At 64.0% G+C, this 22591-nt stretch carries 22 protein-coding genes and 1 tRNA gene; 21 read left to right on the forward strand and 2 right to left on the reverse strand.

What is annotated here, in order from left to right; genetic code table 11:
* Window positions 1–190 precede the first annotated feature (190 nt).
* The 18 genes from ACODSO_RS23225 (at window position 191) to ACODSO_RS23310 (ending at window position 17941) form a co-directional block, all read left to right on the forward strand.
* The gene (locus ACODSO_RS23225; RefSeq protein WP_489039026.1) at window positions 191–1093 is read left to right on the forward strand and encodes a hypothetical protein; all 903 of its coding nucleotides are present in this window, start codon (window positions 191–193) and stop codon (window positions 1091–1093) included.
* Window positions 1090–2097, forward strand: coding sequence for an HAD-IIA family hydrolase (locus tag ACODSO_RS23230; RefSeq protein ID WP_489039027.1), 1008 nt, complete (start codon window positions 1090–1092; stop codon window positions 2095–2097). The genes ACODSO_RS23225 and ACODSO_RS23230 overlap by 4 nt, the downstream gene beginning before the upstream one ends.
* Before the next feature lie 72 nt (window positions 2098–2169).
* On the forward strand, window positions 2170–2385 hold the full coding sequence (locus ACODSO_RS23235) for a hypothetical protein (RefSeq protein WP_489039028.1): 216 nt from the start codon (window positions 2170–2172) through the stop codon (window positions 2383–2385).
* Between the two features lie 17 nt (window positions 2386–2402).
* A complete protein-coding gene (locus ACODSO_RS23240; protein WP_489039029.1) occupies window positions 2403–3260 on the forward strand; it encodes a TlyA family RNA methyltransferase in 858 nt (285 codons plus the stop codon).
* Between the two features lie 5 nt (window positions 3261–3265).
* Complete coding sequence (locus ACODSO_RS23245; protein ID WP_489039030.1) at window positions 3266–4231, forward strand: NAD kinase; 966 nt, start codon at window positions 3266–3268, stop codon at window positions 4229–4231.
* Window positions 4232–4233: 2 nt separating this feature from the next.
* Window positions 4234–6000, forward strand: a complete 1767-nt coding sequence (gene recN, locus ACODSO_RS23250; RefSeq protein WP_489039031.1) for a DNA repair protein RecN — start codon at window positions 4234–4236, stop codon at window positions 5998–6000.
* Between the two features lie 101 nt (window positions 6001–6101).
* Window positions 6102–7286, forward strand: a complete 1185-nt coding sequence (gene steA / locus ACODSO_RS23255) for a putative cytokinetic ring protein SteA (RefSeq protein WP_489039032.1) — start codon at window positions 6102–6104, stop codon at window positions 7284–7286.
* On the forward strand, window positions 7283–8227 hold the full coding sequence (locus tag ACODSO_RS23260; RefSeq protein WP_489039033.1) for a copper transporter: 945 nt from the start codon (window positions 7283–7285) through the stop codon (window positions 8225–8227). Before steA ends, ACODSO_RS23260 begins: the two co-directional genes overlap by 4 nt.
* A gap of 152 nt (window positions 8228–8379) precedes the next feature.
* Window positions 8380–10125 (forward strand): CTP synthase, encoded by a 1746-nt coding sequence (gene pyrG, locus ACODSO_RS23265; protein ID WP_338891892.1) that lies wholly within the window; start codon window positions 8380–8382, stop codon window positions 10123–10125.
* Window positions 10122–10760, forward strand: a complete 639-nt coding sequence (locus ACODSO_RS23270; RefSeq protein WP_489039034.1) for an NUDIX domain-containing protein — start codon at window positions 10122–10124, stop codon at window positions 10758–10760. The genes pyrG and ACODSO_RS23270 overlap by 4 nt, the downstream gene beginning before the upstream one ends.
* Window positions 10761–10766: 6 nt before the next feature.
* Complete coding sequence (gene xerD, locus ACODSO_RS23275) at window positions 10767–11681, forward strand: site-specific tyrosine recombinase XerD (protein WP_489039035.1); 915 nt, start codon at window positions 10767–10769, stop codon at window positions 11679–11681.
* A 265-nt stretch (window positions 11682–11946) separates the two neighbouring features.
* Entirely contained in the window at window positions 11947–12939 is a 993-nt protein-coding gene (locus ACODSO_RS23280) for a ParA family protein (protein ID WP_489039036.1), read from the forward strand.
* A 3-nt stretch (window positions 12940–12942) separates the two neighbouring features.
* On the forward strand, window positions 12943–13782 hold the full coding sequence (locus tag ACODSO_RS23285) for a segregation and condensation protein A (RefSeq protein ID WP_489039037.1): 840 nt from the start codon (window positions 12943–12945) through the stop codon (window positions 13780–13782).
* Between the two features lie 13 nt (window positions 13783–13795).
* Entirely contained in the window at window positions 13796–14473 is a 678-nt protein-coding gene (scpB, locus tag ACODSO_RS23290) for an SMC-Scp complex subunit ScpB (protein WP_489039038.1), read from the forward strand.
* 11 nt (window positions 14474–14484) lie between these two features.
* Window positions 14485–15657: a pseudouridine synthase gene (locus ACODSO_RS23295; RefSeq protein ID WP_489039039.1), complete on the forward strand. Its 1173-nt coding sequence runs from the start codon at window positions 14485–14487 to the stop codon at window positions 15655–15657.
* Window positions 15657–16340, forward strand: a complete 684-nt coding sequence (gene cmk, locus ACODSO_RS23300; protein WP_489039040.1) for a (d)CMP kinase — start codon at window positions 15657–15659, stop codon at window positions 16338–16340. Before ACODSO_RS23295 ends, cmk begins: the two co-directional genes overlap by 1 nt.
* A complete protein-coding gene (gene der, locus ACODSO_RS23305) occupies window positions 16337–17782 on the forward strand; it encodes a ribosome biogenesis GTPase Der (protein WP_068369695.1) in 1446 nt (481 codons plus the stop codon). Before cmk ends, der begins: the two co-directional genes overlap by 4 nt.
* Window positions 17783–17867: 85 nt before the next feature.
* Window positions 17868–17941, forward strand: a tRNA-Pro gene (locus ACODSO_RS23310).
* 213 nt (window positions 17942–18154) lie between these two features.
* Here ACODSO_RS23310 and ACODSO_RS23315 read toward each other — a convergent pair.
* Entirely contained in the window at window positions 18155–18565 is a 411-nt protein-coding gene (locus tag ACODSO_RS23315; protein WP_489039041.1) for a RidA family protein, read from the reverse strand.
* Between the two features lie 79 nt (window positions 18566–18644).
* Between ACODSO_RS23315 and ACODSO_RS23320 the strand changes: the two genes are divergently transcribed.
* Window positions 18645–19013 (forward strand): winged helix-turn-helix transcriptional regulator, encoded by a 369-nt coding sequence (locus tag ACODSO_RS23320; RefSeq protein ID WP_489039042.1) that lies wholly within the window; start codon window positions 18645–18647, stop codon window positions 19011–19013.
* 338 nt (window positions 19014–19351) lie between these two features.
* Here the strand turns inward: ACODSO_RS23320 and ACODSO_RS23325 are convergent, their stop codons facing one another.
* Window positions 19352–20431: a VOC family protein gene (locus tag ACODSO_RS23325; protein ID WP_489039043.1), complete on the reverse strand. Its 1080-nt coding sequence runs from the start codon at window positions 20429–20431 to the stop codon at window positions 19352–19354.
* A 232-nt stretch (window positions 20432–20663) separates the two neighbouring features.
* Between ACODSO_RS23325 and ACODSO_RS23330 the strand changes: the two genes are divergently transcribed.
* Together ACODSO_RS23330 and dmpG are read left to right on the forward strand one after the other, a co-directional pair.
* A complete protein-coding gene (locus ACODSO_RS23330) occupies window positions 20664–21569 on the forward strand; it encodes an acetaldehyde dehydrogenase (acetylating) (protein ID WP_489039044.1) in 906 nt (301 codons plus the stop codon).
* Entirely contained in the window at window positions 21566–22591 is a 1026-nt protein-coding gene (gene dmpG, locus ACODSO_RS23335) for a 4-hydroxy-2-oxovalerate aldolase (RefSeq protein WP_489039046.1), read from the forward strand. Before ACODSO_RS23330 ends, dmpG begins: the two co-directional genes overlap by 4 nt.

The following is a 22591-nucleotide window of genomic DNA, read 5'->3' on the forward strand; positions in this document are numbered from 1 at the left end:
GCCGATGGTACTGCACTCGACAGGGTGTGGGAGAGTAGGACACCGCCGAACACAATTTTCAGAAAGAAGGGGACCCACACTGTGGGTCCCCTTCTTTCGTTTCACCACTTCCACACCGGATGCAACGTCAGCTCGTACGACATGTCTGCTTGGATGAAGACGCTTCAACTTACGATCGAAAGGAACCGTTGTGCCGGAAGACAGCAACGACCGCCGCTCTTTCCGTGGTGACGGGACCCCTCGCTCCAACGATCCGCGGGGCCGAACCGGTGGCCGTCCCGACGGCGCAGGCCGCTCCGGCAACGCGCGTCGCCCCGAAGGTGGCGCTGGTCGCGCAGGAGGCCCTCCGCGACGGCGCGGAGGCGAAGGCGGATTCTCCGGCGACCGCGGTCCGAGCGGGTCCGCGGACCGCCGTCCACCGCGTCCGGACGAGCCCGATCTCCCTGACGAGTTGGAGGCAAGCGAACTCGATCCGGCCGTTCGTCGCGACCTGCTCAGCTTGGACAAGAACAACGCAACCGCCGTTGCTCGCCATCTGGTGATGGCGGGCCGACTCGTCGATGACGATCCGCAACTGGCGTTGCAGCACGCGCGGGCCGCTCGGCAGCGTGCAGGACGCATCGCCGTCGTACGTGAAACTGCGGGTATCACCGCGTACCACGCCGGCGAATGGGCTGAAGCTCTGTCTGAGCTCCGCGCCGCACGCCGGATGGCGGGTGGCCCCGGGCACCTCGCGGTGATGGCGGACTGCGAACGCGGACTCGGTCGTCCCGAACGCGCCATCGAACTCGGTCGAAGCGACGAAGCCAGAGCCCTGACCGGTGAGGAGGCGTCGGAACTTCGCATCGTCGTTGCGGGCGCCCGGATGGACCTGAGTGAATTCGATCAAGCCGTCGTAACCTTGCAGACACCCGACCTCGATTCCTCACGCTCTGGCACCGCCGCAGCTCGCCTGTTCTACGTGTACGCGGACGCGCTGGTCGCTGCCGGTCGCGTCGAAGAGGGCGTCAAGTGGTTCCTCAACGCGGCAGCTGCTGACGTCGACAACGAAACCGACGCCGAGGAACGCGTCGAGGAGCTGTCCGGGCAGTGAGCACACAGGCCTCGGCGACACTTCGTGGACATCACGACGTACTTCTTCTCGACCTCGACGGGACTGTCTACCAGGGCAAAGATCCGATAATCGGAGCCGTCGACGCCCTGAGCCGGGGCGTCGAAAAGCAGTATTTCGTCACCAACAATGCGAGCCGATCGCCATCCGATGTAGCTGAACACCTTCAAGAACTCGGCTTCGAGACATCCGAGGAGTTCGTGGTCACGAGTGCCCAGGTCGCGGCCCGAATGCTTGCCGAACGGGTACCAGCGGGGTCTGCCGTCGTCGTGGTGGGCACCGACGCTCTGGCGAACGAGATTTCCCTCGTTGGACTGCAGCCGGTACGAAGCGCGGACGGCGAGCCTGCGGCGGTCGTTCAGGGACACAACCCCGCCACCGACTGGGGCATCCTTGCCGAAGCTACGTTCGCGATCAGAAGTGGCGCCGTCTGGGTCGCGACCAACACCGACGCCACACTGCCTACCGAACGCGGCTTGGCCCCAGGCAACGGATCCATGGTTGCATCGGTTCGAACCGCGACCGGTGTCGTACCTCTGGTGGCGGGCAAGCCGGCGGCGCCGATCATGCAGGACGCGATCCGACTCAGCGCAGCCGAACGCCCCTTGGTCGTCGGGGACCGCCTCGACACCGACATTGCCGGCGCAACGGCGACCGAAGTCCCGTCGTTACTGGTCCTCACCGGAGTCAGCAGTGCACTCGATGCCGTGCGGGCGATCAGTTCCGAGCGGCCCACACATATCGGGTTCGACCTCGAAGTACTGAACCTCCCTGCAGCCAGATCTGTCGTCGGTCAGAAGGACGGTTGGACCGGGTCCGTGAAGGACGGTGTACTCACGCTGCACTACGCCGGCGACGACACCGCAGACACACTCGACGGACTACTCGTGGCAGCGGCGACGGCGTGGCAGGACTCCGCTGAATGGACGACCGTTCAGGTACTGGGCGCCGGCACCGACGCCCTGAGAGAACTGCTTACTCGCTGAGCCCTGCGCTTCGTCACTGGCCGGGTCGGGCACTGGGGCGCGCGCCGGACCGATCCGATAGCGTTAGCGGCGATGAGCACGTCGATTCCACTTCCCGGGCAGCATCGTCCGCCTGATTCAACGACCCCCGCGGTCGAGCCGAACTCCGTCGAGGCCGAGGTCGATTCTCTGTTGAATCGTCTCCCCGGCGACCGTGATGCGCCGATGGACCTCGACCTTCAGGCGCAGATTCTCGAACGTGCACATGACGTTCTGGTCAATGCGCTGTCCTCGGTGGACAAAACCTGACATGGATATCAGCTGACATGGCCCGGCGAGCACGCGTCGACGCCGAACTCGTACGTCGAGGATTGGCCCGTTCACGCGAACATGCTGTCGAGTTGATCGAAGCCGGCCGCGTCAAGATCGCAGGCACGGTCGCATCGAAGCCTGCCACGGCGGTCGAAGCCGGAACTCCACTGGTGGTGTCCGAGGAGGACAACGAGGTCCACTGGGCTTCGCGTGGGGCGCACAAGCTGCTGGGTGCACTCGACGTCTTCGAGCGCGGCGGTTTCACGGTGGAAGGCAAGCGGTGTCTCGACGCAGGTGCGTCCACCGGCGGCTTCACGGACGTTCTGCTCAGCAAGGGTGCACGGGAAGTCGTGGCCGTCGACGTCGGCTACGGACAGTTGGTCTGGCGGTTGCAGTCAGACGAGCGAGTTCACGTCATCGATCGCACCAACGTCCGTTCGATCGATGCGGAGACGATCGGCGGAAGTGTGGAGGTCGTCGTTGCGGACCTGTCGTTCATTTCGCTCAAGTTGGTACTGCCGGCGTTCGTGGCGTGCTCTGCACCCGGAACCGATCTGGCACTGATGGTGAAGCCTCAGTTCGAAGTCGGCAAGGACCGCGTGGGTTCGGGCGGAGTCGTCCGGGATCCGGCGCTCCGCGTGCAATCGGTGGTCGAGGTGGCCGAATCCGCTGCTGAGCTGGGGTTGTCGCTGCAGAATGTGACCGCAAGTCCGCTACCAGGTCCCTCGGGCAACGTCGAGTACTTTTTGTGGCTACGATCTCTCCGGGAGTCGGGCCTACGGACCGACCCCGATAGCGCTGTGCCGAACGACTCCGCCGAGCGCGATGTGGTGGCGTTGGTGCAGCACGCAGTCGAGGAAGGTCCACAGTGACGGAGATGCCGGTGACGACAGGGGCGCCGGTGACATCTCCGGTACGTGAGGTCCTGCTGGTCTCTCATCCCGGACGGCGCGACATCGCCGAGACCGCACGACGAGTGGCGAAGGTATTCGGCGAAGCCGGAATCCGGCTCCGGGTGCTGCTGGACGAGGTCGACTCCACTCGGATCGAAGCTCTCGGCGCCGACAGGACCGATACGGAGCTTGCTTCCGACCTGACTTTGAACGTCATCGAATTCGGTCCGGAAGCCGGTGTCGGGTGTGAACTCGTGCTGGTCCTCGGGGGTGACGGGACGTTCTTGCGTGCGGCCGAGCTCGCCCAGGCTGCCGGAATTCCTGTGCTGGGCATCAACCTTGGCCGCATCGGCTTTCTCGCCGAGGCCGAAGTCGACAACTTGGAGGACGCGCTGGCGCGCGTCATCAGTCGCGACTACCGAATCGAAGAGCGGATGACGCTCGACATTGCGATCCGCGTCGGCGATCAGGTGGTCGAGCGGGGCTGGGCGCTCAACGAAGCGAGCATCGAGAACGGTTCGCGTCTCGGGGTTCTCGAGGTCGTCCTCGAGGTGGACGGCCGGCCGGTGTCCGCGTTCGGGTGCGACGGTGTACTCGTCGCAACGCCTACCGGGTCCACCGCGTATGCATTCTCCGCCGGCGGCCCTGTCGTCTGGCCCGAGCTCGAAGCAATCCTGGTCATACCCAGCAACGCCCATGCTCTGTTCGCGCGCCCGCTGGTGACCAGCCCGGAATCTTTCATCGCCGTGGAGACCGACGCGGGTGGTCACGATGCCCTCGTGTTCTGTGATGGCAGAAGAACCATGAAGCTGCCGGCCGGGGGACGCGTCGAAGTCATCCGTGGCGCAGCGCCGATCAAATGGGTCCGTCTGGATTCGGCACCGTTCGCCGATCGAATGGTGACCAAATTTGCGTTGCCGACTTCCGGTTGGCGGGGGAGAGCGAGGTAATCATGCTCGAAGAAATTCGGATCGACAGCCTCGGTGTCATTTCATCTGCAAGTGCCCAGTTCCATGAAGGGCTTACGGTTCTGACCGGCGAGACCGGCGCGGGCAAGACGATGGTCGTCACGAGCCTGCATCTGCTGTCGGGTGCGCGAGCCGACGCAGGTCGCGTCCGACTAGGGGCGGATCGCGCAGTCGTCGAAGGCAGATTCAGTACCGACACAGCGTCGGCCCAGGTCGTAGACGAGGTCGAAAGGGTGCTCGAGTCGGCCGGTGCGCAGCGCGACGAGGACGATTCGATCATCGCCTTGCGCACTGTGAATGCGGACGGTCGGTCGCGCGCACATCTGGGCGGTCGAAGCGTTCCCGCGGCGATCCTGTCAGGCTTCACCGATTCGTTGCTGACTGTCCACGGCCAGAACGACCAGCTTCGATTGCTCCGAGCCGACCGCCAACTCGACGCGCTCGATCGGTTCGCCGGCGACTCGGTGTCGACACCGCTGAAGAAGTACCGCGCCGCGCGGGCGGAATGGCTTTCGGCGAGAACCGAACTCATCGATCGGACCGAACGCAGCCGTGAGCTTGCGCAGGAGGCCGACCGCCTACAGTTCGGGCTGCAGGAAATCGACGCAGTCGCACCGCAACCCGGCGAGGACGTCGCGATCGTGTCGGATGTGCGACGCCTGGGCGACCTCGATTCTCTTCGTGAATCCGCCGAGGGCGCCGGGGCGGCATTGGTCGGCGGGGTGGACGACACAGGGGAGGGTTTGTCTGCCCTCTATTTCCTCGGCGAAGCGCGAACCAGGCTCGAGGGTGCGGACGACGCGATTCTGCGAGATCTACTGCCGCGATTGAACGAGGCACTGGCCGTCGTCACCGACGTCGGCGCCGACATCACGTCCTACCTCGCCGATCTGCCCTCGGATCCGTCCGCGCTCGAGACGATCTTGAACCGACAGGCGGAGCTCAAGAGCCTCACCCGCAAGTACGCAGCCGACGTCGACGGTGTCATTGCATGGGCGGACGACGCCCGAGAGCGTTTGTCGAAGATCGACGTGTCGGCCGATGCGTTGGCCGACTTGTCCGCCCGAGTGGAGGAGACGGCCACCGAGGTCGCTGCCGCGGCCGTGAAACTGACGAGCGCGCGCAGCAAGGCTGCGGCGAAGCTCGCGAAGGCAGTCAGCACCGAGTTGGCGGGGCTCGCCATGGGCAAGGCGAAACTTCAACTCGACCTGCGCACTGTCCCGGCGGGCCCGCAGGACTCTGCACCGCTGTCCATCGACGGGGTCGAGCTTCACGCCGGACAGAGTGGCGTCGACGAGGTCGAATTCAAGCTGTCGGCACATGATGGAGCCCAGGCACTCCCGATCAGCAAGAGTGCGTCCGGCGGTGAGCTGTCACGGGTGATGCTGGCACTCGAAGTGGTGCTGGCAGGTTCGGACAAGGGCGCAACGATGGTCTTCGACGAGGTCGACGCCGGTGTCGGTGGCCGGGCCGCCGTCGAGGTCGGGCGACGGCTGGCGCGATTGGCCAGAACGCACCAGGTCATCGTCGTCACTCACCTTCCGCAGGTTGCCGCATTTGCGGACACTCACCTGGTCGTCGACAAGGCGGACACCAAGAAGGGCGCGGCCAACAGTGGCGTGAAGTCGCTGTCGTCGTCGGAGAGAGTCGTCGAACTGGCCCGGATGCTCGCCGGACTGGACGACACCGAAACAGGCCGTGCACACGCCGAAGAGCTGCTGGCGACGGCCCGAGCCGATCGCGAGAACTGAGTCGGAACTGCTCGAGACTGTTGGGACTTGTGTGAACAGTGTGGTAGTTGTTTCGGCGCGCCTCCACCGTCGGGCGTGTCGTCGGCGTCATCATAGTTTCCATGAAGATGCCGGCTCTGTTATCACGTAGTCAAGATTCGCTACCCGGAATCAGTGGTATCGCCCGGGTCGATCGCAACACCGCCAAGCTCCTCAAACGCGTCGGTCCGGGTGACATCGTCGTACTCGACGAATTGGACCTCGACCGTCTGACCGCAGATGCCCTCGTCGAGGCGGGCGTACTGGCGGTCGTCAACGCGTCCCCGTCGATATCGGGTAGATATCCCAACCTCGGGCCGGAGGCGATCGTCGCAAACGGCATCATCCTGATCGACTCTGCTGGCACCGAAATCTTCAAGAAGATCAAGGACGGCACCAAGATTCGCCTCAACGAGGGCGGCGTCTACACCGGCGATCGGCGCCTCGCGAAGGGCGAGGAGCAGAGCGAAGCCGAGATCTCCGATCGCATGATCGAGGCCAAGACCGGTCTCGTCGATCATCTCGAGGCGTTCTCCGGCAACACCATCGAGTTCATTCGGACCGAGAGCCCTCTGCTCATCGATGGCGTCGGCGTCCCGGACATCGACATCGTCCTGAAGGACCGGCATGTCGTCATCGTTGCCGACGGGCCCGGTCACGCCGAGGACCTGAAGAATCTCAAGCCGTTCATCAAGGAGTACCAACCGATCATCATCGGTGTCGGAGCGGGCGCGGACACGGCTATGAAGGCTGGTCACCGTCCGGATCTGATCGTCGGTGACCCCGAGGACATCACCGCGCAGACCCTCAAGTGCGGTGCCGAGGTCGTCCTCCCCGCAGATTCCGACGGGCACGCCAATGGCCTCGAGCGCATCCAGGATCTGGGCATCGGAGCCATGACATTCCCGGCGACAGGTGCCCCGGCCGACCTCGCGTTGCTGCTTGCCGACCACCACGGCGCTTCGCTCATCGTCGCTGTCGGTAGCCCGGCCAGCCTCGACGAGTTCTTCGATCGTGGCCGACGCAACACCAACCCGGCGGCGTTCATGACTCGGTTGAAGGTCGGCGCCAAGCTTGTCGACGCGAAAGCCGTTGCCACGCTGTACCGTAGCCGCGTATCCGGTGGCGCGATCGCGCTGTTGATTCTTGCCGCGCTGGTTGCTGTCATCGTGGCATTGGTCGTCTCGAACATGGGAGGCGAGGTCATGGACTGGGCCGTCACCATGTGGAACTCCTTCGTCACGTGGGTCCAGGGGTTGCTCGCGTGATTTCGATGCGCCAACATGCCATTTCGATCGCGGCGATTTTCGTCGCTCTGGCGATCGGAGTGGTGCTCGGTTCCGGACTGCTGTCCAGTGGGCTGGTGTCCGGGCTGCGTGATGACAAGACCGATCTCGAGAATCAAGTCGGAGCGCTGCAGAACACCAACAATCAGCTTGGCGAACAGCTCAATGCGGCCGATGGTTTCGATGCTGCGGTGTCCGGTCGCGTAGTGCGCGATGCGCTGCTCGACCGCAGCGTGGTCGTGATCACCACCCCCGACGCCGATCCAGGTGACGTCGACGGCATCACCAGGTCGATCGAGGCGTCGGGCGCTGCGGTGACCGGTCGGGTGTCACTCACCGACTCGTTCGTCTCGGCAGCAAGCGGCGACGATCTACGAACGCGCCTGACCAATGTGGTGCCTGCAGGCATCCAATTGCGCACCGGTGCCATCGACCAGGGCAGTATGGCCGGCGACCTGCTCGGCTCTGTGCTGCTGCTCAATGCGCAGACTGCGGAGCCGCAGTCCTCGCCCGAGGAACTGGCGCTTGCCCTCGAGACACTTCGGAGCGGTGGGTTCATCGCATACGACAACGGCGCTGTCGCACCGGCTCAGCTGGCCGTCGTCGTCACCGGGGGGAACTCTGTCGACGGTGACGGCAATCGTGGTGCCATCGTCGCTCGATTCGCGGGCGGACTCGACGCCAGGGGAGCGGGAACGGTTCTTGCCGGCCGGACCGGTTCCGCGGACGGCAACGGTCCTGTCGCAGTCGTTCGTGCAGACGCGGCGCTCTCGTCGGGCGTGAGCACTGTCGACAACATCGATCGAGAAGCAGGGCGCATCACGACGCCGCTGGCGCTGCAGGAGCAACTGGACGGCGGCGCGGGGCGGTACGGAACGGGTCCGAACTCGACCGCGGTCACCGTCGGCGCGCCCGCGCGGTGATTCGTCCGGCCGAGCGGGCGCGTCGTTCGCGGTAGAGGGACCATTGGTGTTACCGTGAAGACCCGTGGGCAGCAGGCCCATTTTCGATGGAGTACCTCTCTTGCCAGCTTTCTGGTAGGAGCAAGCCCTGCAGATTGGTCACGGGAGCATCATTGTCACGCCTTCAGTCGCGATCTGACACCAAGCACATCTTCGTCAGCGGAGGCGTCGCGTCTTCGCTCGGCAAGGGCCTTACGGCGTCCAGCCTCGGCCAGCTACTGACAGCACGTGGCCTTCGCGTCACCATGCAGAAGCTCGATCCCTACCTGAATGTGGATCCGGGCACCATGAATCCGTTCCAGCACGGCGAGGTCTTCGTGACCGAGGACGGCGCCGAGACGGATCTGGACGTCGGTCACTACGAGCGCTTCCTGGATCGTGATCTGTCCGGCTTCGCGAACGTCACGACCGGCCAGGTGTACTCGGCGGTCATCGCCAAGGAGCGCCGCGGCGAATACCTCGGTGACACCGTGCAGGTCATCCCGCACATCACCGACGAGATCAAGAGCCGGATCCTGGCGATGAACGGTCCCGACCTTCAGGGCCACCAGCCCGACGTCGTGATCACCGAGATCGGTGGAACTGTCGGGGATATCGAATCGCAGCCCTTCCTCGAAGCGGCCCGCCAGGTGCGCCACGACGTCGGCCGCGAGAACGTCTTCTTCCTGCACGTCTCGCTCGTCCCGTTCCTCGCACCGTCCGGTGAGCTCAAGACCAAGCCGACCCAGCACTCCGTCGCGGCGCTGCGCAGCATCGGTATCCAGCCCGATGCGCTCATCCTCCGCTGTGACCGCGACGTCCCCCCGGGCCTGAAGAACAAGATCGCGCTGATGTGCGACGTCGACGTCGACGGCTGCATCTCCACTCCCGACGCGCCGTCGATCTACGACATCCCCAAGGTCCTCCACCGCGAGGGCCTCGACGCCTATGTGGTCCGCAAGCTCGGCTTGCCGTTCCGCGACGTCGACTGGACGGTGTGGGGCGGTCTGCTCGAGCGCGTCCACGAGCCACGGGAGACCGTGCGCGTCGGCCTCGTCGGCAAGTACGTCGACCTTCCCGACGCCTACCTGTCGGTCACCGAGGCTCTTCGCGCCGGCGGGTTCGCGCATCGCTCCAAGGTCGAGATCAAGTGGGTGCCCTCCGACGAGTGTGCGACGCCGGCTGGTGCACAGGCTGCTCTCGGTGACGTCGACGCAGTCCTGATTCCCGGAGGATTCGGAATTCGCGGAATCGAAGGCAAGCTCGGCGCCATCGAATTCGCACGCACTCGCAAGGTTCCGTTGCTCGGACTGTGCCTCGGTCTGCAGTGCATGGTCATCGAAGCGGCACGTTCGGTCGGTCTGACCGACGCGAACTCGGCCGAATTCGAACCCGACACCAAGTACGCAGTCATCTCGACGATGGCCGATCAAGAGGACGCCGTCGCCGGTGACGCCGATCTCGGCGGCACGATGCGTCTTGGGGCCTACCCCGCAAAGCTGGACAAAGGATCGGTCGTCGCCGGTGCCTATGGGACGACCGAGGTGTCCGAGCGCCACCGTCACCGCTACGAGGTCAACAACACCTACCGCGACCGAATCTCCAAGAGCGGCCTCGTCTTCAGTGGAACCTCGCCGGACGGGCACCTCGTCGAGTTCGTCGAGTTGCCGGCGTCGGTCCACCCGTTCTTCGTCGGCACTCAGGCGCATCCGGAGCTGAAGAGTCGCCCGACTCGTCCGCATCCGCTGTTCGCCGCGCTGATCAATGCAGCACTCGTGTACAAGGCAGCGGAACGGCTTCCGGTCGACATCCACGGCGAGGATGCTGCCAAGGATTCGGAGTTCCCGGTGTCCGGTGCCACCGCCGAAAGCGTCGGATGACCGTTCCCCCGTCGCGCCACGAGTTCGCCACCGTCGGGTCGAAGACCGTCTACGAGGGTGCCATTCTCGCGCTTCGATTGGATCAGGTCGCGATGCCCGGCGGTCGGGTGGCCGAGCGTGAGGTCGTCGAGCATCACGGCGCTGTTGCGGTCGTGGCGCTCGACGATCAGGACCGGGTGGCGATGATCGAGCAGTATCGGCACCCGATCGGCCGTCGCCTCTGGGAACTGCCCGCAGGTTTGCTCGACGAGATCGACGAACCGCCGGTGGATGCAGCCAAGCGCGAACTGGCCGAGGAGACCGGGCTCGCAGCCGAACATTGGTCGATTCTCGTCGATGTGATGGCGTCGCCTGGATTCACCGACGAATGCGTTCGAGTCTTTCTCGCCGAGAACCTGTCCGCAGTCGATCGACCCGAAGCACGGGACGAGGAAGCCGACATCGTACTCGAGTTCGTACCGCTCGACGACGCGGTTGCGCATGCATTGTCCGGCGAGTTCGTCAATGCCTCTGCAGTGTCCGGAATTCTTGCTCTGGCAGCTGCCAGAGCGGGTTCGACGCCCCTGCGCCCCGCCGATGCTCCGTGGCCGGACTTGCCGACTACCTTCGAGCGTCGGAAGAAGTCGCACGGATAGTCCGCCGTGCTTGCCGAGCAGATCTCGACGTACCTCGACCACCTCGAGGTCGAGCGGGGTGCTGCGAAGAACACCTTGTCCTCGTACCGTCGTGATCTTCGGCGGTACGAGGCGTTTCTTGCCGGACACCGCATCGGTGATCTCGGTGCTGTGTCCGAGGGCGACGTCAGCGAATTCGTCCTGGACCTGCGTCGCGGCAGCGAAGAATTTCCGCCGCTTGCGGCAAGTTCGGCCGCTCGGACCCTCATCGCGGTGCGCGGACTCCACAAGTTCGCTGCGCTGGAAGGAATGACACAGGTCGACGTCGCTAGTGCTGTCAAACCTCCGACTCCGGGTCGCCGGCTCCCGAAGTCTCTGCCGCTCGATCAGGTCATCGCGATCCTCGACTCGGCAACCACCGAGGGAGACGGTGCACCCCGAGGTCTGCGGGACAAAGCTCTACTCGAACTGCTCTACTCGACCGGCGCCCGGATCTCCGAGGCCGTCGGACTCGACGTGGACGACATCGACACAGAATCTCGATCGGTGCTGCTGCGCGGTAAGGGTGACAAGCAGCGGCTCGTGCCGGTCGGTCGACCCGCAATCGAGGCTGTCGATGCCTATCTGATTCGGGGCAGGCCTGCTTTGGCGACGAAGGCGACCCCCGCTCTGTTCCTCAACGCACGTAGCGGCCGACTGTCCAGGCAGACTGCATGGCAAGTGCTTCGAACGGCGGCGGAACGGGCGGGCGTCGCGACCGCGGTGTCACCGCACACCCTCCGGCACTCCTTCGCCACACACCTGCTCGACGGAGGCGCGGACGTTCGCGTCGTGCAGGAGTTGCTCGGGCATGCGTCGGTGACGACGACGCAGATCTATACCCTCGTCACCGTCAATACGCTGCGCGAAGTGTGGGCGGAGGCGCATCCGCGCGCACGGTGACCGCTCGGCTGCGGTTTTGCGCGTGTCCGGCGAAGCTGCCGTCACGGCACGCGGTAGCGTTGATCAACGATCGTCGGCAGCTATTGCAGCCTTCGATTCGAACGGGTCGAGAACGAATGGGCCGAGAACGAACGGACAGGGGAGCGTAGGAGAAGTGTCGACACCGCAGCCGCCAGCGGCGGAGTCAGGCCCCGGGCAGACCTGGGGTGAACCGTCTCCGATGACCTCTACTCCAGTGACCTCTACTCCAGTGACCTCTACTCCAGTGACCTCAGCTCCGAAGCACGACGCGTCGTATCGGACCTACGAGGCCACGCCCGACGGTCTGTCGCCGCAGCATCCGCACAGCGAAGGCGCGTTGTTCCACACCCGCCAACCCGAGAGCAGCCGTGAAACGAAAGACGTCATTCCTCCAGCCGATCAGCTAGGTCCAACCGGTCGCAAGACCAGGGAAGTGCCCGAGCCGAAGCCTCTTCCGAGCCACGGCCCGGCCAAGATCATCGCGATGTGCAACCAGAAGGGTGGCGTCGGCAAGACGACGTCGACCATCAACCTGGGCGCCTCGTTGGCTGCGTACGGACGTCGTGTGCTGCTGGTCGACCTCGATCCTCAGGGCGCACTGTCCGCGGGACTGGGCGTCGCGCATCACGAGCTGGACTTGACGGTCTACAACCTTCTCGTCGAGTCCAAGGTCTCCGCCGACGACGTCTTGATGCGCACACGCGTCGAGAATCTCGATCTGCTTCCGAGCAACATCGACCTGTCGGCCGCGGAGATTCAGTTGGTCACCGAGGTCGGCCGTGAACAGACACTCGGGCGCGTACTGCATCCGGTGCTCGACCGGTACGACTACGTGTTGATCGACTGCCAGCCCTCTCTCGGGTTGTTGACCGTCAATGCACTCACCTGTGCCGACGAAGTCCTCATCCCGATGGAGTGTGAGTACTTCAGCCTGCGTGGTCTGGCGTTGCTCAACGACACCGTCGAAAAGGTGCGCGACCGACTCAATCCTCGGCTCAAGTTGGCAGGCATCGTCGTGACGATGTTCGACGCACGAACGCTGCATTCGCGTGAGGTCATGACTCGCGTCGTCGAGGTGTTCGGCGACGTCGTCTACGACACCGTGATCACGAGGACGGTCCGGTTCCCCGAGACATCCGTCGCGGGGGAGCCGATCACCACCTGGGCTCCCAAATCCTCCGGTGCACAGGCCTATCGGGCTTTGGCCCGAGAGGTGATCTACCGGTCCGGCCCGTAAACCATGACGGAGACCGGTACCGATTCGGCCACCATCGAAGTTCCCGAAGATGTCGATCCGTCACGGTTTCGGGTGCGATTGCTCAACTTCGAGGGCCCGTTCGATTTGCTGTTGACGCTGATCAGTCAGCATCGCCTCGACGTCACCGAAGTTGCGTTGCACACCGTCACCGACGACTTCATCTCGTTCACCAAGACCCTCGGCAAAGAGATGGGTCTGGATCAGACGACCGAATTCCTCGTCGTCGCAGCGACATTGCTCGATCTCAAAGCTGCGCGGTTGCTCCCGTCCGGTGATGTCGAGGATGCGGAGGACCTGGCGCTGCTGGAAGTACGCGACCTACTGTTCGCGCGATTGCTGCAGTACCGCGCGTACAAGCAGGTCGCCCAGTTGTTCGGCGAGCTGGAAGCTGCTGCGCTGCGGCGTTATCCGCGGTCGGTGTCGGTCGAGGACCGGTACGCCGATCTGATACCCGAGGTGCTGCTCGGCGTCGATCCGGCGCGGTTCGCCGATATCGCTGCGGCAGCATTTGCACCCAAACCCATCCCGAAGGTCGGCCTCGATCACATCCATCAGCATTCGGTGTCCATTCCCGAGCAGGCAAAATGGGTCATGGACCGGCTCGAGAGCAAGGGCGAGGGTGCGTGGACTCCGTTCTCCGAGCTGACCGAAGGGTGCGAACACACCGTCGAGATCATCGCCAGGTTCCTCGCATTGCTCGAACTGTTCCGTGAGCAGGTGCTTGCGTTCGACCAGCCCGAGGCGCTGGGGGAGCTGCTGGTGAGTTGGACGGGCAAGGCCAAGGCAGACGAGATCATCGTCGCGGCGGTGGACTATGGATGATCAGGAACAACAGATGACAGATTCGCCCGAACTCGACGAAGTCGCCGAGGAGTCGGAGCTCGACGACGCCACCCTCGAATCCGCTCTGGAAGCGGTGTTGCTCGTCGTCGACTCGCCGGCATCGGACGAGCAGTTGGCGTCGGCTGTCGGTTGTGACGTCGCGCGGGTGAAGCCGATGCTGGCTCGGATGTCCGCTGCGTTCACCGAACGCGGTAGCGGAATCGACCTTCGATACGCGGGTGACGGGTGGCGTTTTTACACACGCACGGCCTTCGCGCCCTACGTCGAAAGGCTGCTTCTCGACGGGGCTCGGTCGAAACTCACACGCGCGGCATTGGAGACTCTGGCCGTTATCGCATATCGTCAACCGTTGACCCGCGCGCGAGTCAGCGCCGTGCGAGGAGTGAACGTAGACGGAGTGATGCGCACCTTGCTCGCTCGCGGTCTGATTTCGGAAGCTGGAGTCGACCCGGAATCGAACGGCACCATGTACTCCACGACAGAGCTGTTCCTCGAACGGCTCGGCCTGGCTTCACTGACGGACTTGCCTGCATTGGCGCCGTTGCTGCCCGGTGTGGACCTGATCGACGAGATCAGTGACAGCATGGATACCGACCCGAGAGTTACCCGCTCCACCAAGAACCGCGGATCGAAACCCGATCCGGTAGCCGAGCTCGACTCGGACGACTGATAGGTAAAGAAGTGAACAAGCCCGCTCGCCGTGATGGCACACCGGACAGGAACAAACGACAGGCTCCGCACAGGAAGCCGACCACAGCTAGGTCGGAGGATCCGCGCGACGGTCGCCGCAGTGGCGACGCGCCTCGGACAGGCGGACGCCCCGCCGCTCCTCGATCGGGAGCACCACGATCGGGAGCATCCCGATCAGCTGCGCCGCGATCAGGAGCGCCACGCTCGGCCCCTCGTAAGGGTGCCGACCAGCAGAAATCGTTCGACGACAAGCCGGTGGACACTGGCATCAACGATCGCAGCAACGATGCCGTGCCGCGCAAGAAGCCGTCACGGCCCAAGCCGCCGAAGCCGCAGAAGAAGCAGACTCCGACGACCACGATCAGCAACGCCAAGCCGGCGAAGCATCAGTACATCGAGCCCGACACCAAGCGTCGCCATGTGCCGCGCGGTGAAGGTGTTCGGTTGCAGAAGGTGCTCGCGCAGGCCGGCGTCGCATCGCGTCGTGCAGCCGAGGAACTGATCGCCGACGGCCGTGTCGAGGTCGACGGACGCATCGTCACCGAGCAAGGAATTCGGATCGATCCGGATGTCGCCGTCGTGCGCGTCGATGGCACCCGCGTGGTCGTCAAGGAAGAACTCGTCCACCTCGCGATGAACAAGCCGCGCGGATGGCAGTGCACGATGTCCGACGATCTGGGCCGCCCGTGCGTCGGCGACATCGTCTCCGAGCGCGTGCAGTCCGGGCAGCGTCTGTTCCACGTCGGACGTCTCGATGCCGACACCGAAGGGCTGTTGCTCTTCACCAACGACGGTGATCTTGCTCACCGTCTGATGCATCCGTCGTACGAGGTGTCGAAGACGTACCTTGCCACTCTGTTCGGTGCGATTCCGCGCGATCTCGGCAAGAAGCTCAAGAGCGGCGTCACCCTCGACGACGGTCCGGTCAAGGTCGACGGCTTCGCGCTGCTCGACATCAGCAACGGGCTCTCGTTGGTCAAGGTCACTTTGCACGAAGGTCGCAAGCACATCGTGCGACGGTTGTTCGAGCAGGTCGGTTACCCGGTCGGTCGCCTCGTGCGCACCGATGTGGGCAACGTGGCGCTCGGCGATCAGCGTCCCGGAACGCTCCGCGTGCTCGGACGCGGCGAGATCGGCAAGCTGTACGAGTCGGTCGGTCTGTGATGAGTGGCCTCGTTATCGCCATGGATGGGCCGTCGGGAACCGGGAAGTCGACGGTCTCTCGCAAGCTGGCCACCGCACTCGACGCCTCGTACCTCGATACCGGTGCTATGTACCGGGTGGCGACGGTGTGGGTGCTTCGTGCGGGGATCGACCCGAACGATGCGGACAAGGTCGCCGACGTCGTCGCGACGCTTCCGCTCGACATCGGCACCGATCCACGGGCCGAAGCGGTCACCATGGGCGGTGAGGACGTCTCCGCGGAGATCCGCGGCGACGCCGTCACAAAAGCCGTCTCGGCGGTGTCCGCTGTGCCGCGCGTGCGTGAGTTGCTCGTGCAGATGCAGCGTGACCTCGTGGCTCTGTCGCCGCGAATCGTGGTGGAGGGCCGTGACATCGGAACGGTCGTACTGACCGACGCCGACGTCAAGATCTTCCTGACCGCATCTCCCGAGGCCCGTGCCGGGCGACGAAACAAGCAGAACATCGACGAAGGACGCGGCGACGATTACGACGCAGTTCTCGCCGACGTCCAACGCCGCGATCACGCGGACTCCACTCGCGCCGTGTCTCCACTGCGGCCTGCCGAGGATTCCGTGATCGTGGACACGAGCGATCTGGGCATGGACGGCGTCATCGCCGCGTTGCTCCAGGTTGTTCACGATAGAACTGGAGTGAAGCAGTGACCGAGGAATTTTACAGCGGCGTATCCGAAACCGCAGGTGACGGCACATGGAGCGAAGAGGGGGAGTGGGACCTTCTCGACTATGTCGACGGCGAAGACGCCGAGGCTGCTGTTGCCGTCCCGACCCTCGCTGTCGTCGGTCGTCCGAACGTGGGCAAGTCGACTCTCGTGAACCGCATCATCGGCCGTCGTGAAGCGGTCGTCGAGGATGTGCCCGGCGTTACCCGTGACCGTGTCTCGTACGAGGCGAACTGGGCCGGACGCCGATTCCTGGTGCAGGACACCGGTGGTTGGGAGCCCGACGCGAAGGGCCTGCAGCAATCCGTTGCACGTCAGGCAGAGCTGGCGATGAATACCGCCGACGCGATTCTTCTCGTCGTCGACGCACGAGTCGGGTCCACCACCACCGATGAGGCTGTGGCCCGGGTGCTTCGGCGATCCAAGACTCCGGTCTTGTTGGTGGCCAACAAGGTAGACGACGGCCGTACCGAGTCCGAGGTTGCGACGCTGTGGTCGCTGGGTCTCGGTGAGCCGCATGCGGTGTCCGCGACACACGGTCGTGGCACCGGCGATCTGCTCGACCGTGTTCTCGAAGCTCTGCCGGAAACACCCCGCGAAGGCATCCCCGGCGGTGGACCACGACGAGTTGCGTTGGTGGGCAAACCGAATGTCGGCAAGTCTTCGCTGCTCAACAAGCTGTCCGGCGACGAGCGCTCCGTCGTGCACGACGTCGCGGGAACCACCGTCGACCCGGTCGACTCGCTCGTCGAATTGGGCGGCAAGACATGGCGATTCGTCGACACGGCTGGTTTGCGCAAGCGCGTCAGTCATGCCAGTGGCGCCGAGTTCTACGCGTCGCTGCGCACCAAGTCGGCGATCGAGGCAGCTGAGGTCGCTATTCTGCTGCTCGACTCGTCCGAGGTCATCTCGGAGCAGGACCTGCGTGTACTCAGCATGGTCGCCGACGCAGGTCGCGCACTCGTGCTGGCGTTCAACAAATGGGACCTGGTCGACGAGGACCGTCGTCTGCAGCTCGAGAAGGAGATCGACCGCGATCTGGCTCGGGTTCCGTGGGCGCAGCGTGTCAACATCTCGGCGCACACCGGTCGGGCTGTACAAAGGCTCGTTCCGGCGCTCGAGACTGCGCTGGAGTCATGGGACAAGCGCGTTCCGACGGGCAGGCTGAACACCTGGTTGAAGGAGGTCGTTGCTGCGACGCCACCTCCGATGCGTGGTGGCCGGCTGCCGCGGATCATGTTCGCGACTCAGGCGTCGACGCGTCCGCCGACGTTCGTCCTCTTCACCACGGGCTTCCTCGAGGCCGGCTACCGCCGCTTCATCGAGCGGCGCCTGCGTGAGGAGTTCAATTTCGACGGCAGCCCGATCCGCGTGTCCGTCCGCATCCGCGAGAAGCGGGAACGGGCAGGCAAGGGTCACCGCTGACGATTGCTCGCCCTGCCCCTGACCAGGCGATTTCGCCCCAGGGGTAGGGCTGGGGTAATCTCATCGAGCGCCTTCACGGGCGCGGCGGGCTGTGGCGCAGCTTGGTAGCGCACTTGACTGGGGGTCAAGTGGTCGCAGGTTCAAATCCTGTCAGCCCGACAATAGAGAAACCCGCTCCAACATTTGTTGGAGCGGGTTTCTCAGTTGGCGGGGCCATTGGTTGCATGAACTCGCCGGGACGAAAACCGTTGCACACCCCAACTTATCGGTACCTACATGGACTCCCCGCCATCGGAGGTACGCCGCCCGGCCCTGCCCTGGCGATCACCTGAGCGGTGCCGAGACTGGGCGACGTCTGCGTCACCGCAAGATTCAGTCGAGGATTGCAGTTGCTTCGACCTCCACGAGTACGTCTGGTTCGAAGAGATAGTCGACTCCTATGAGCGAGGCGGGCGGCATCGGAACCGGCAGCCCGATCTCGACGGCGACCTGTTCGACACCTGCCATGAACTCGGCGATCTTCTCGGGTGCCCACTGGGTGACGTAGAACGTCAATCTCAGTACGTCGTCGAACGTTGCGCCCGCTCCCGCCAATCCGATCGCTGTGTTACGCAGTGCTTGTGCAACCTGACCCACAAGGTCGCCCGGGGCCACGGGGGTTCCGTCGGTCCGGCGTGCGATCTGGCCGCTGACATGTACGTGGCGCGTTCCGGTGCCAACAGCGACGTGGTGGTACGGCACGTGCTGGGTCATGCCTTCTGGACTGGAATAGATGACGGACATGGAGTTCCCTTCGGTGTGTGCGGCTAGGTATAACATTGATACCTGGTACACGAAAGGCACTTCAAGGAGACGTGGTTTCATGACGGATACCTCGGCCGCGCGGGACGAACTCACTGTCAGCGCACCCCACCGCGAGCTGCTCGATCAGATTCTCGACAAATGGTCGCTCGCGGTCCTCAATGAACTCTGCGAACAACCCTGCCGTTTCAACGAACTGCGTCGCGCGATCCCGACCGTGACACAGAAGTCGCTCACCGCGACACTGCGCAAACTCGAACGAAACGGGATTATCGAAAGGGTTCTACTCAGTTCGCGCCCCGTCGCCGTCGAGTACCGAATCACGCCTCTGGGTAAGACGCTCCGGCCGCCGATCGACGTCATCCTGCAATGGGCAACCGACCATATGCCGGAGATCGAACGAGCTCGCGAGGGCTTCGACCTCGCTTGACCATGGACTGGCTCAGCGGGTCCTTACACAGTGGGACCATTCCCGGTGTCGAACGTTCGCCCCTGAACATCGGTCGCTCGCAGGTTCCGGAAGTGCGCCCACGCCGAGAACGCGAGACTGCGACTCCAACGAAAGGCTCGATAGCGCCTGGAAGAACGACTGAGTGGCATCGAAGGTGCTTGGAAAGGGTCGGGTTTCAGTTGGCGCGGTCAGTCGGCACGGCGCGACTACGAGGGTCTTGAACGTGTGGCATGTTCCATCGACGGGGAAGCAGAAACCGCACTTGTGCAGGCACGGCAAGGAGCGGTGCCTGCACAAGTGCGCACAGGGGTCGTCGATCAGGAAGGGACTCCAACGGCTGCGCGGGAACCGATCTTGTCGGGAACCGCCGCAACTGCGGCGTCCACCTCCGGTTCCGGCGGGCCGAAGTGCGCGTACTTCTCGACGTGTTGGTCGAGCGACAGCGGGCTCGGGGTGCCGTAGGTGAAGTAGGTTTCCCACGGCAGTGCCGCGCCGCCGACGGCGAGGCCGGTGTCGATGTCGGACATCTGCCAAGTTTTCGTTTCGGCGTCCGGTTCGAGGTGCAGGTAGCCGGCTTCACCGAACAGCTCGATGCGGTTGCCGCCCGGTTCGAACACGTATAGGAACTGGCCCTGGGTGATGCCGTGCTTGTCGGGGCCGGCTTCGATTCGAATATCGTAGTCGCGAAACATCTCCACGGCGTCGGCGTTGTGTTGGCCGGTTCCGTAGTAGAACGCGACATGGTGCATCTTGCCGCGCCCGCCGCTCATGTCGCGCATGCAGGCGACCTCGTGGCCGAGGATGTTGGAACTCATCCAAGCGCCGATCTCGACGTCGCCGTCGACGACGCGCTCCGTCGTACGGAATCCGAGGTGGCGTTCGAACGAGTTCTTCACGGCCGTCACGTCGGAGGCCATCAGGTTGAGATGGTCGATTCGCTTGACGGGAACGCCCTGCAGCGGCTTCTTCGATTTGCGGGTGAGGATCTTGCTTTGTAGCTCCGGGGGAGCGACGTACTTCTCTGCTTCCCAAAGCAATTGGAGATTGTGTCCGTCGGGTGACTTGTACTCGAATGTCTTTCCGTAGCCGAATTCGTCTTCGCTCCAGACGCCTTCGATGTTCCCCTGCTTCAGCGACTCCGCTCGGCGATCCAACGACTCGGGTGAGCTTGTCCGCAGCGCCGCGTGGCCCATCCCTGCCTGCGGCGATTCGGTGATTTTCAGGCTCCACTGATACGGATCCTCGTAGCCACGGAGATACGCCGACTGGCCTTCTTTGCGGGTGATGTACATGCCGAGGAACTTCGTGAAGAAGTCCACAGTCTCCTGTGGTTTCGGGGTGAACAGTTCCACCCGAGCGAGGTGGGCGATTTCGTGGCGTGGACTGGTGTCGCTCATCGTTTCTCCTGCGTTTGCGTCGGTGGCCGGATCCCGGATGGGATCGACCCGCGTGGTGATGAAGCGAGCATGGCTACGAAGTATGACGCAGGTCACGTTCGTTCGGGATGTCCGAACACACGGCACGACCCCGCGTCCGTTGTCCGAGCCTGCCGATTTCTTTGGTCTATCGGCCCAGCTGGTTCCTAACGTCGGGGATGTTCACCGCGCCCTGCAGACGGGAAAAGCTCTTATGACACGAAAGACCGCCGCGATCGTCGGATCCGGCAATATCGGAACCGACCTGATGTACAAGCTTCTTCGCTCCCCACACATCGAGCCTCGCTTCATGGTCGGTATCGATCCAGCCAGTGAAGGACTGGCACGTGCTCGGGAAGAGGGTCTCGAGGCGTCGGCCGGTGGCATCGACTGGCTTCTCGCGCAGTCCGAGCTCCCCGACATCGTCTTCGAGGCGACTTCGGCGTCGATTCACACGGCAGCGGCACCGCGTTATGCCGAAGCTGGAGTTCGCGCAATCGACCTGACGCCGGCATCCGTCGGACCCTACGTCGTTCCAGCCGTGAATCTCGAACAGCACCTCGACGCTCCCAACCTGAACATGATCAGTTGTGCAGGTCAGGCGACCATTCCGATTCTGTACGCCATCAACGAGGTCGCCGACGTCTCTTACGGGGAGATCGTGGCGGCAATCGCGTCGAAGTCCGCCGGACCCGGCACCCGGCAGAACCTGAGCGAGTTCTCAGAGAAGACCGGACGTGCGCTGGCCGCGGTTGCTGGAGCCGACACGGCAAAAGCCATCTCCGTCATCAATCCGGCCGAGCCGCCGATGAACATGCGAGACACCGTGTATGCCACGGTGCGAAATCCCGACGCGACGGCGATCGAACGTGCCGTCGAGGACATGGTCGCGCGGGTACAGCAGTACGTGCCGGGATACTCGCTCCGCCTGGTCGACATCGACGGGGACCTCGTAACGGTCATGCTCGAAGTCGGGGGAGCGGGCGACTATCTGCCCAAGTACGCAGGCAATCTCGACATCATCACCGCTGCCGCGGTTCAGGTCGCCGACGTCCTCGCCCAAAGGGCAGCGATGTCCGCCCAGCAATCCTCGGCATTCGTCCAGGGGGTTTCACAGTGAGCAAGAAAGTCACTCTCGTCGACACCACACTCCGCGACGGAATGTCCAGTGTGTCGCACAGGTTCACCACCCAGAACGTCGCAGATATCGCGCGTGGACTGGACCGGGCAGGTGTGCCGACAATCGAGGTGGCGCACGGTATTGGTATCGGCGCGTCGTCGATCCAGTACGGGTTCGCCGCGGCAACCGACCCCGAATACGTCCGTGCTGCAGTCGATGCCGTGGAGAATGCGCACATCGCGGTGCTCTATGTACCGGGCATCGCCACGCTCGCCGGGCTGCAGGGTGCCGTCGACGCTGGCATCGACACCGTTCGTGTTGCCTTGCACTGCACCGAAGCCGACTGTGGGCAGCAGCCGATCGAGTGGGCCAAGAACAAGGGTCTGACCGTCATGACGTTCCTGATGATGAGCCACAAGCTCGGGCCCGATTCGCTTGCCGAGCAGGCGGTCAAGCTGGAGTCGTACGGCGCCGACGTCGTCTACGTCGTCGATTCTGCGGGCGCCATGGTTCCGCAGCACGCGGCCGAGCGCGTGGCCGCACTGAGGTCGGCCATTGCCGTCGATATCGGATTCCATGCGCACAATAATCTGGGCGTCGGAATTGCAAATGCCCTCAGCGCCGCCGAGAACGGCGCGACCTTCATCGACGGGTCGCTGCGTGGCCTTGGCGCGAGTGCAGGAAACGCACAGACGGAGGTCCTCGCCGCCGCGTTCGAGCGCGCCGGGTGGGACACGGGCGTCGATCTGTTCCCGCTGATCGACACCGCGGAGAACGTCGTCGCGCCGCTGATGACCGAACCCCAGATCGTAGACGAGACCGCACTGCTCCTTGGTTACGCGGGTGTCTACTCGACGTTCTTCCACCCAACCAAGCGTGCAGCCCGGAAGTTCGGCGTACCGGCACGGGACATCCTGCTCGAGCTCGGTCGTCGCGGAGTCATCGGTGGCCAGGAAGACATGATCGTCGACGTCGCGTCCGAACTTGCAGGGCGAACCGCCAAAGCTACGGCAGGAGTCTGA

The organism is Rhodococcus sp. FG69 (assembly GCF_057808915.1).

Bases quoted from the DNA above. Each gene is read 5' to 3' on its own strand.
- ACODSO_RS23235 (WP_489039028.1), top strand. From the start codon at position 2,170: ATGAGCACGTCGATTCCACTTCCCGGGCAGCATCGTCCGCCTGATTCA.
- ACODSO_RS23240 (WP_489039029.1), top strand. From the start codon at position 2,403: ATGGCCCGGCGAGCACGCGTCGACGCCGAACTCGTACGTCGAGGATTG.
- ACODSO_RS23245 (WP_489039030.1), top strand. From the start codon at position 3,266: ATGCCGGTGACGACAGGGGCGCCGGTGACATCTCCGGTACGTGAGGTC.
- recN (WP_489039031.1), top strand. From the start codon at position 4,234: ATGCTCGAAGAAATTCGGATCGACAGCCTCGGTGTCATTTCATCTGCA.
- steA (WP_489039032.1), top strand. From the start codon at position 6,102: ATGAAGATGCCGGCTCTGTTATCACGTAGTCAAGATTCGCTACCCGGA.
- ACODSO_RS23270 (WP_489039034.1), top strand. From the start codon at position 10,122: ATGACCGTTCCCCCGTCGCGCCACGAGTTCGCCACCGTCGGGTCGAAG.
- ACODSO_RS23285 (WP_489039037.1), top strand. From the start codon at position 12,943: ATGACGGAGACCGGTACCGATTCGGCCACCATCGAAGTTCCCGAAGAT.
- scpB (WP_489039038.1), top strand. From the start codon at position 13,796: ATGACAGATTCGCCCGAACTCGACGAAGTCGCCGAGGAGTCGGAGCTC.
- cmk (WP_489039040.1), top strand. From the start codon at position 15,657: ATGAGTGGCCTCGTTATCGCCATGGATGGGCCGTCGGGAACCGGGAAG.
- ACODSO_RS23315 (WP_489039041.1), bottom strand. From the start codon at position 18,565: ATGTCCGTCATCTATTCCAGTCCAGAAGGCATGACCCAGCACGTGCCG.
- ACODSO_RS23320 (WP_489039042.1), top strand. From the start codon at position 18,645: ATGACGGATACCTCGGCCGCGCGGGACGAACTCACTGTCAGCGCACCC.
- ACODSO_RS23325 (WP_489039043.1), bottom strand. From the start codon at position 20,431: ATGAGCGACACCAGTCCACGCCACGAAATCGCCCACCTCGCTCGGGTG.
- ACODSO_RS23330 (WP_489039044.1), top strand. From the start codon at position 20,664: ATGACACGAAAGACCGCCGCGATCGTCGGATCCGGCAATATCGGAACC.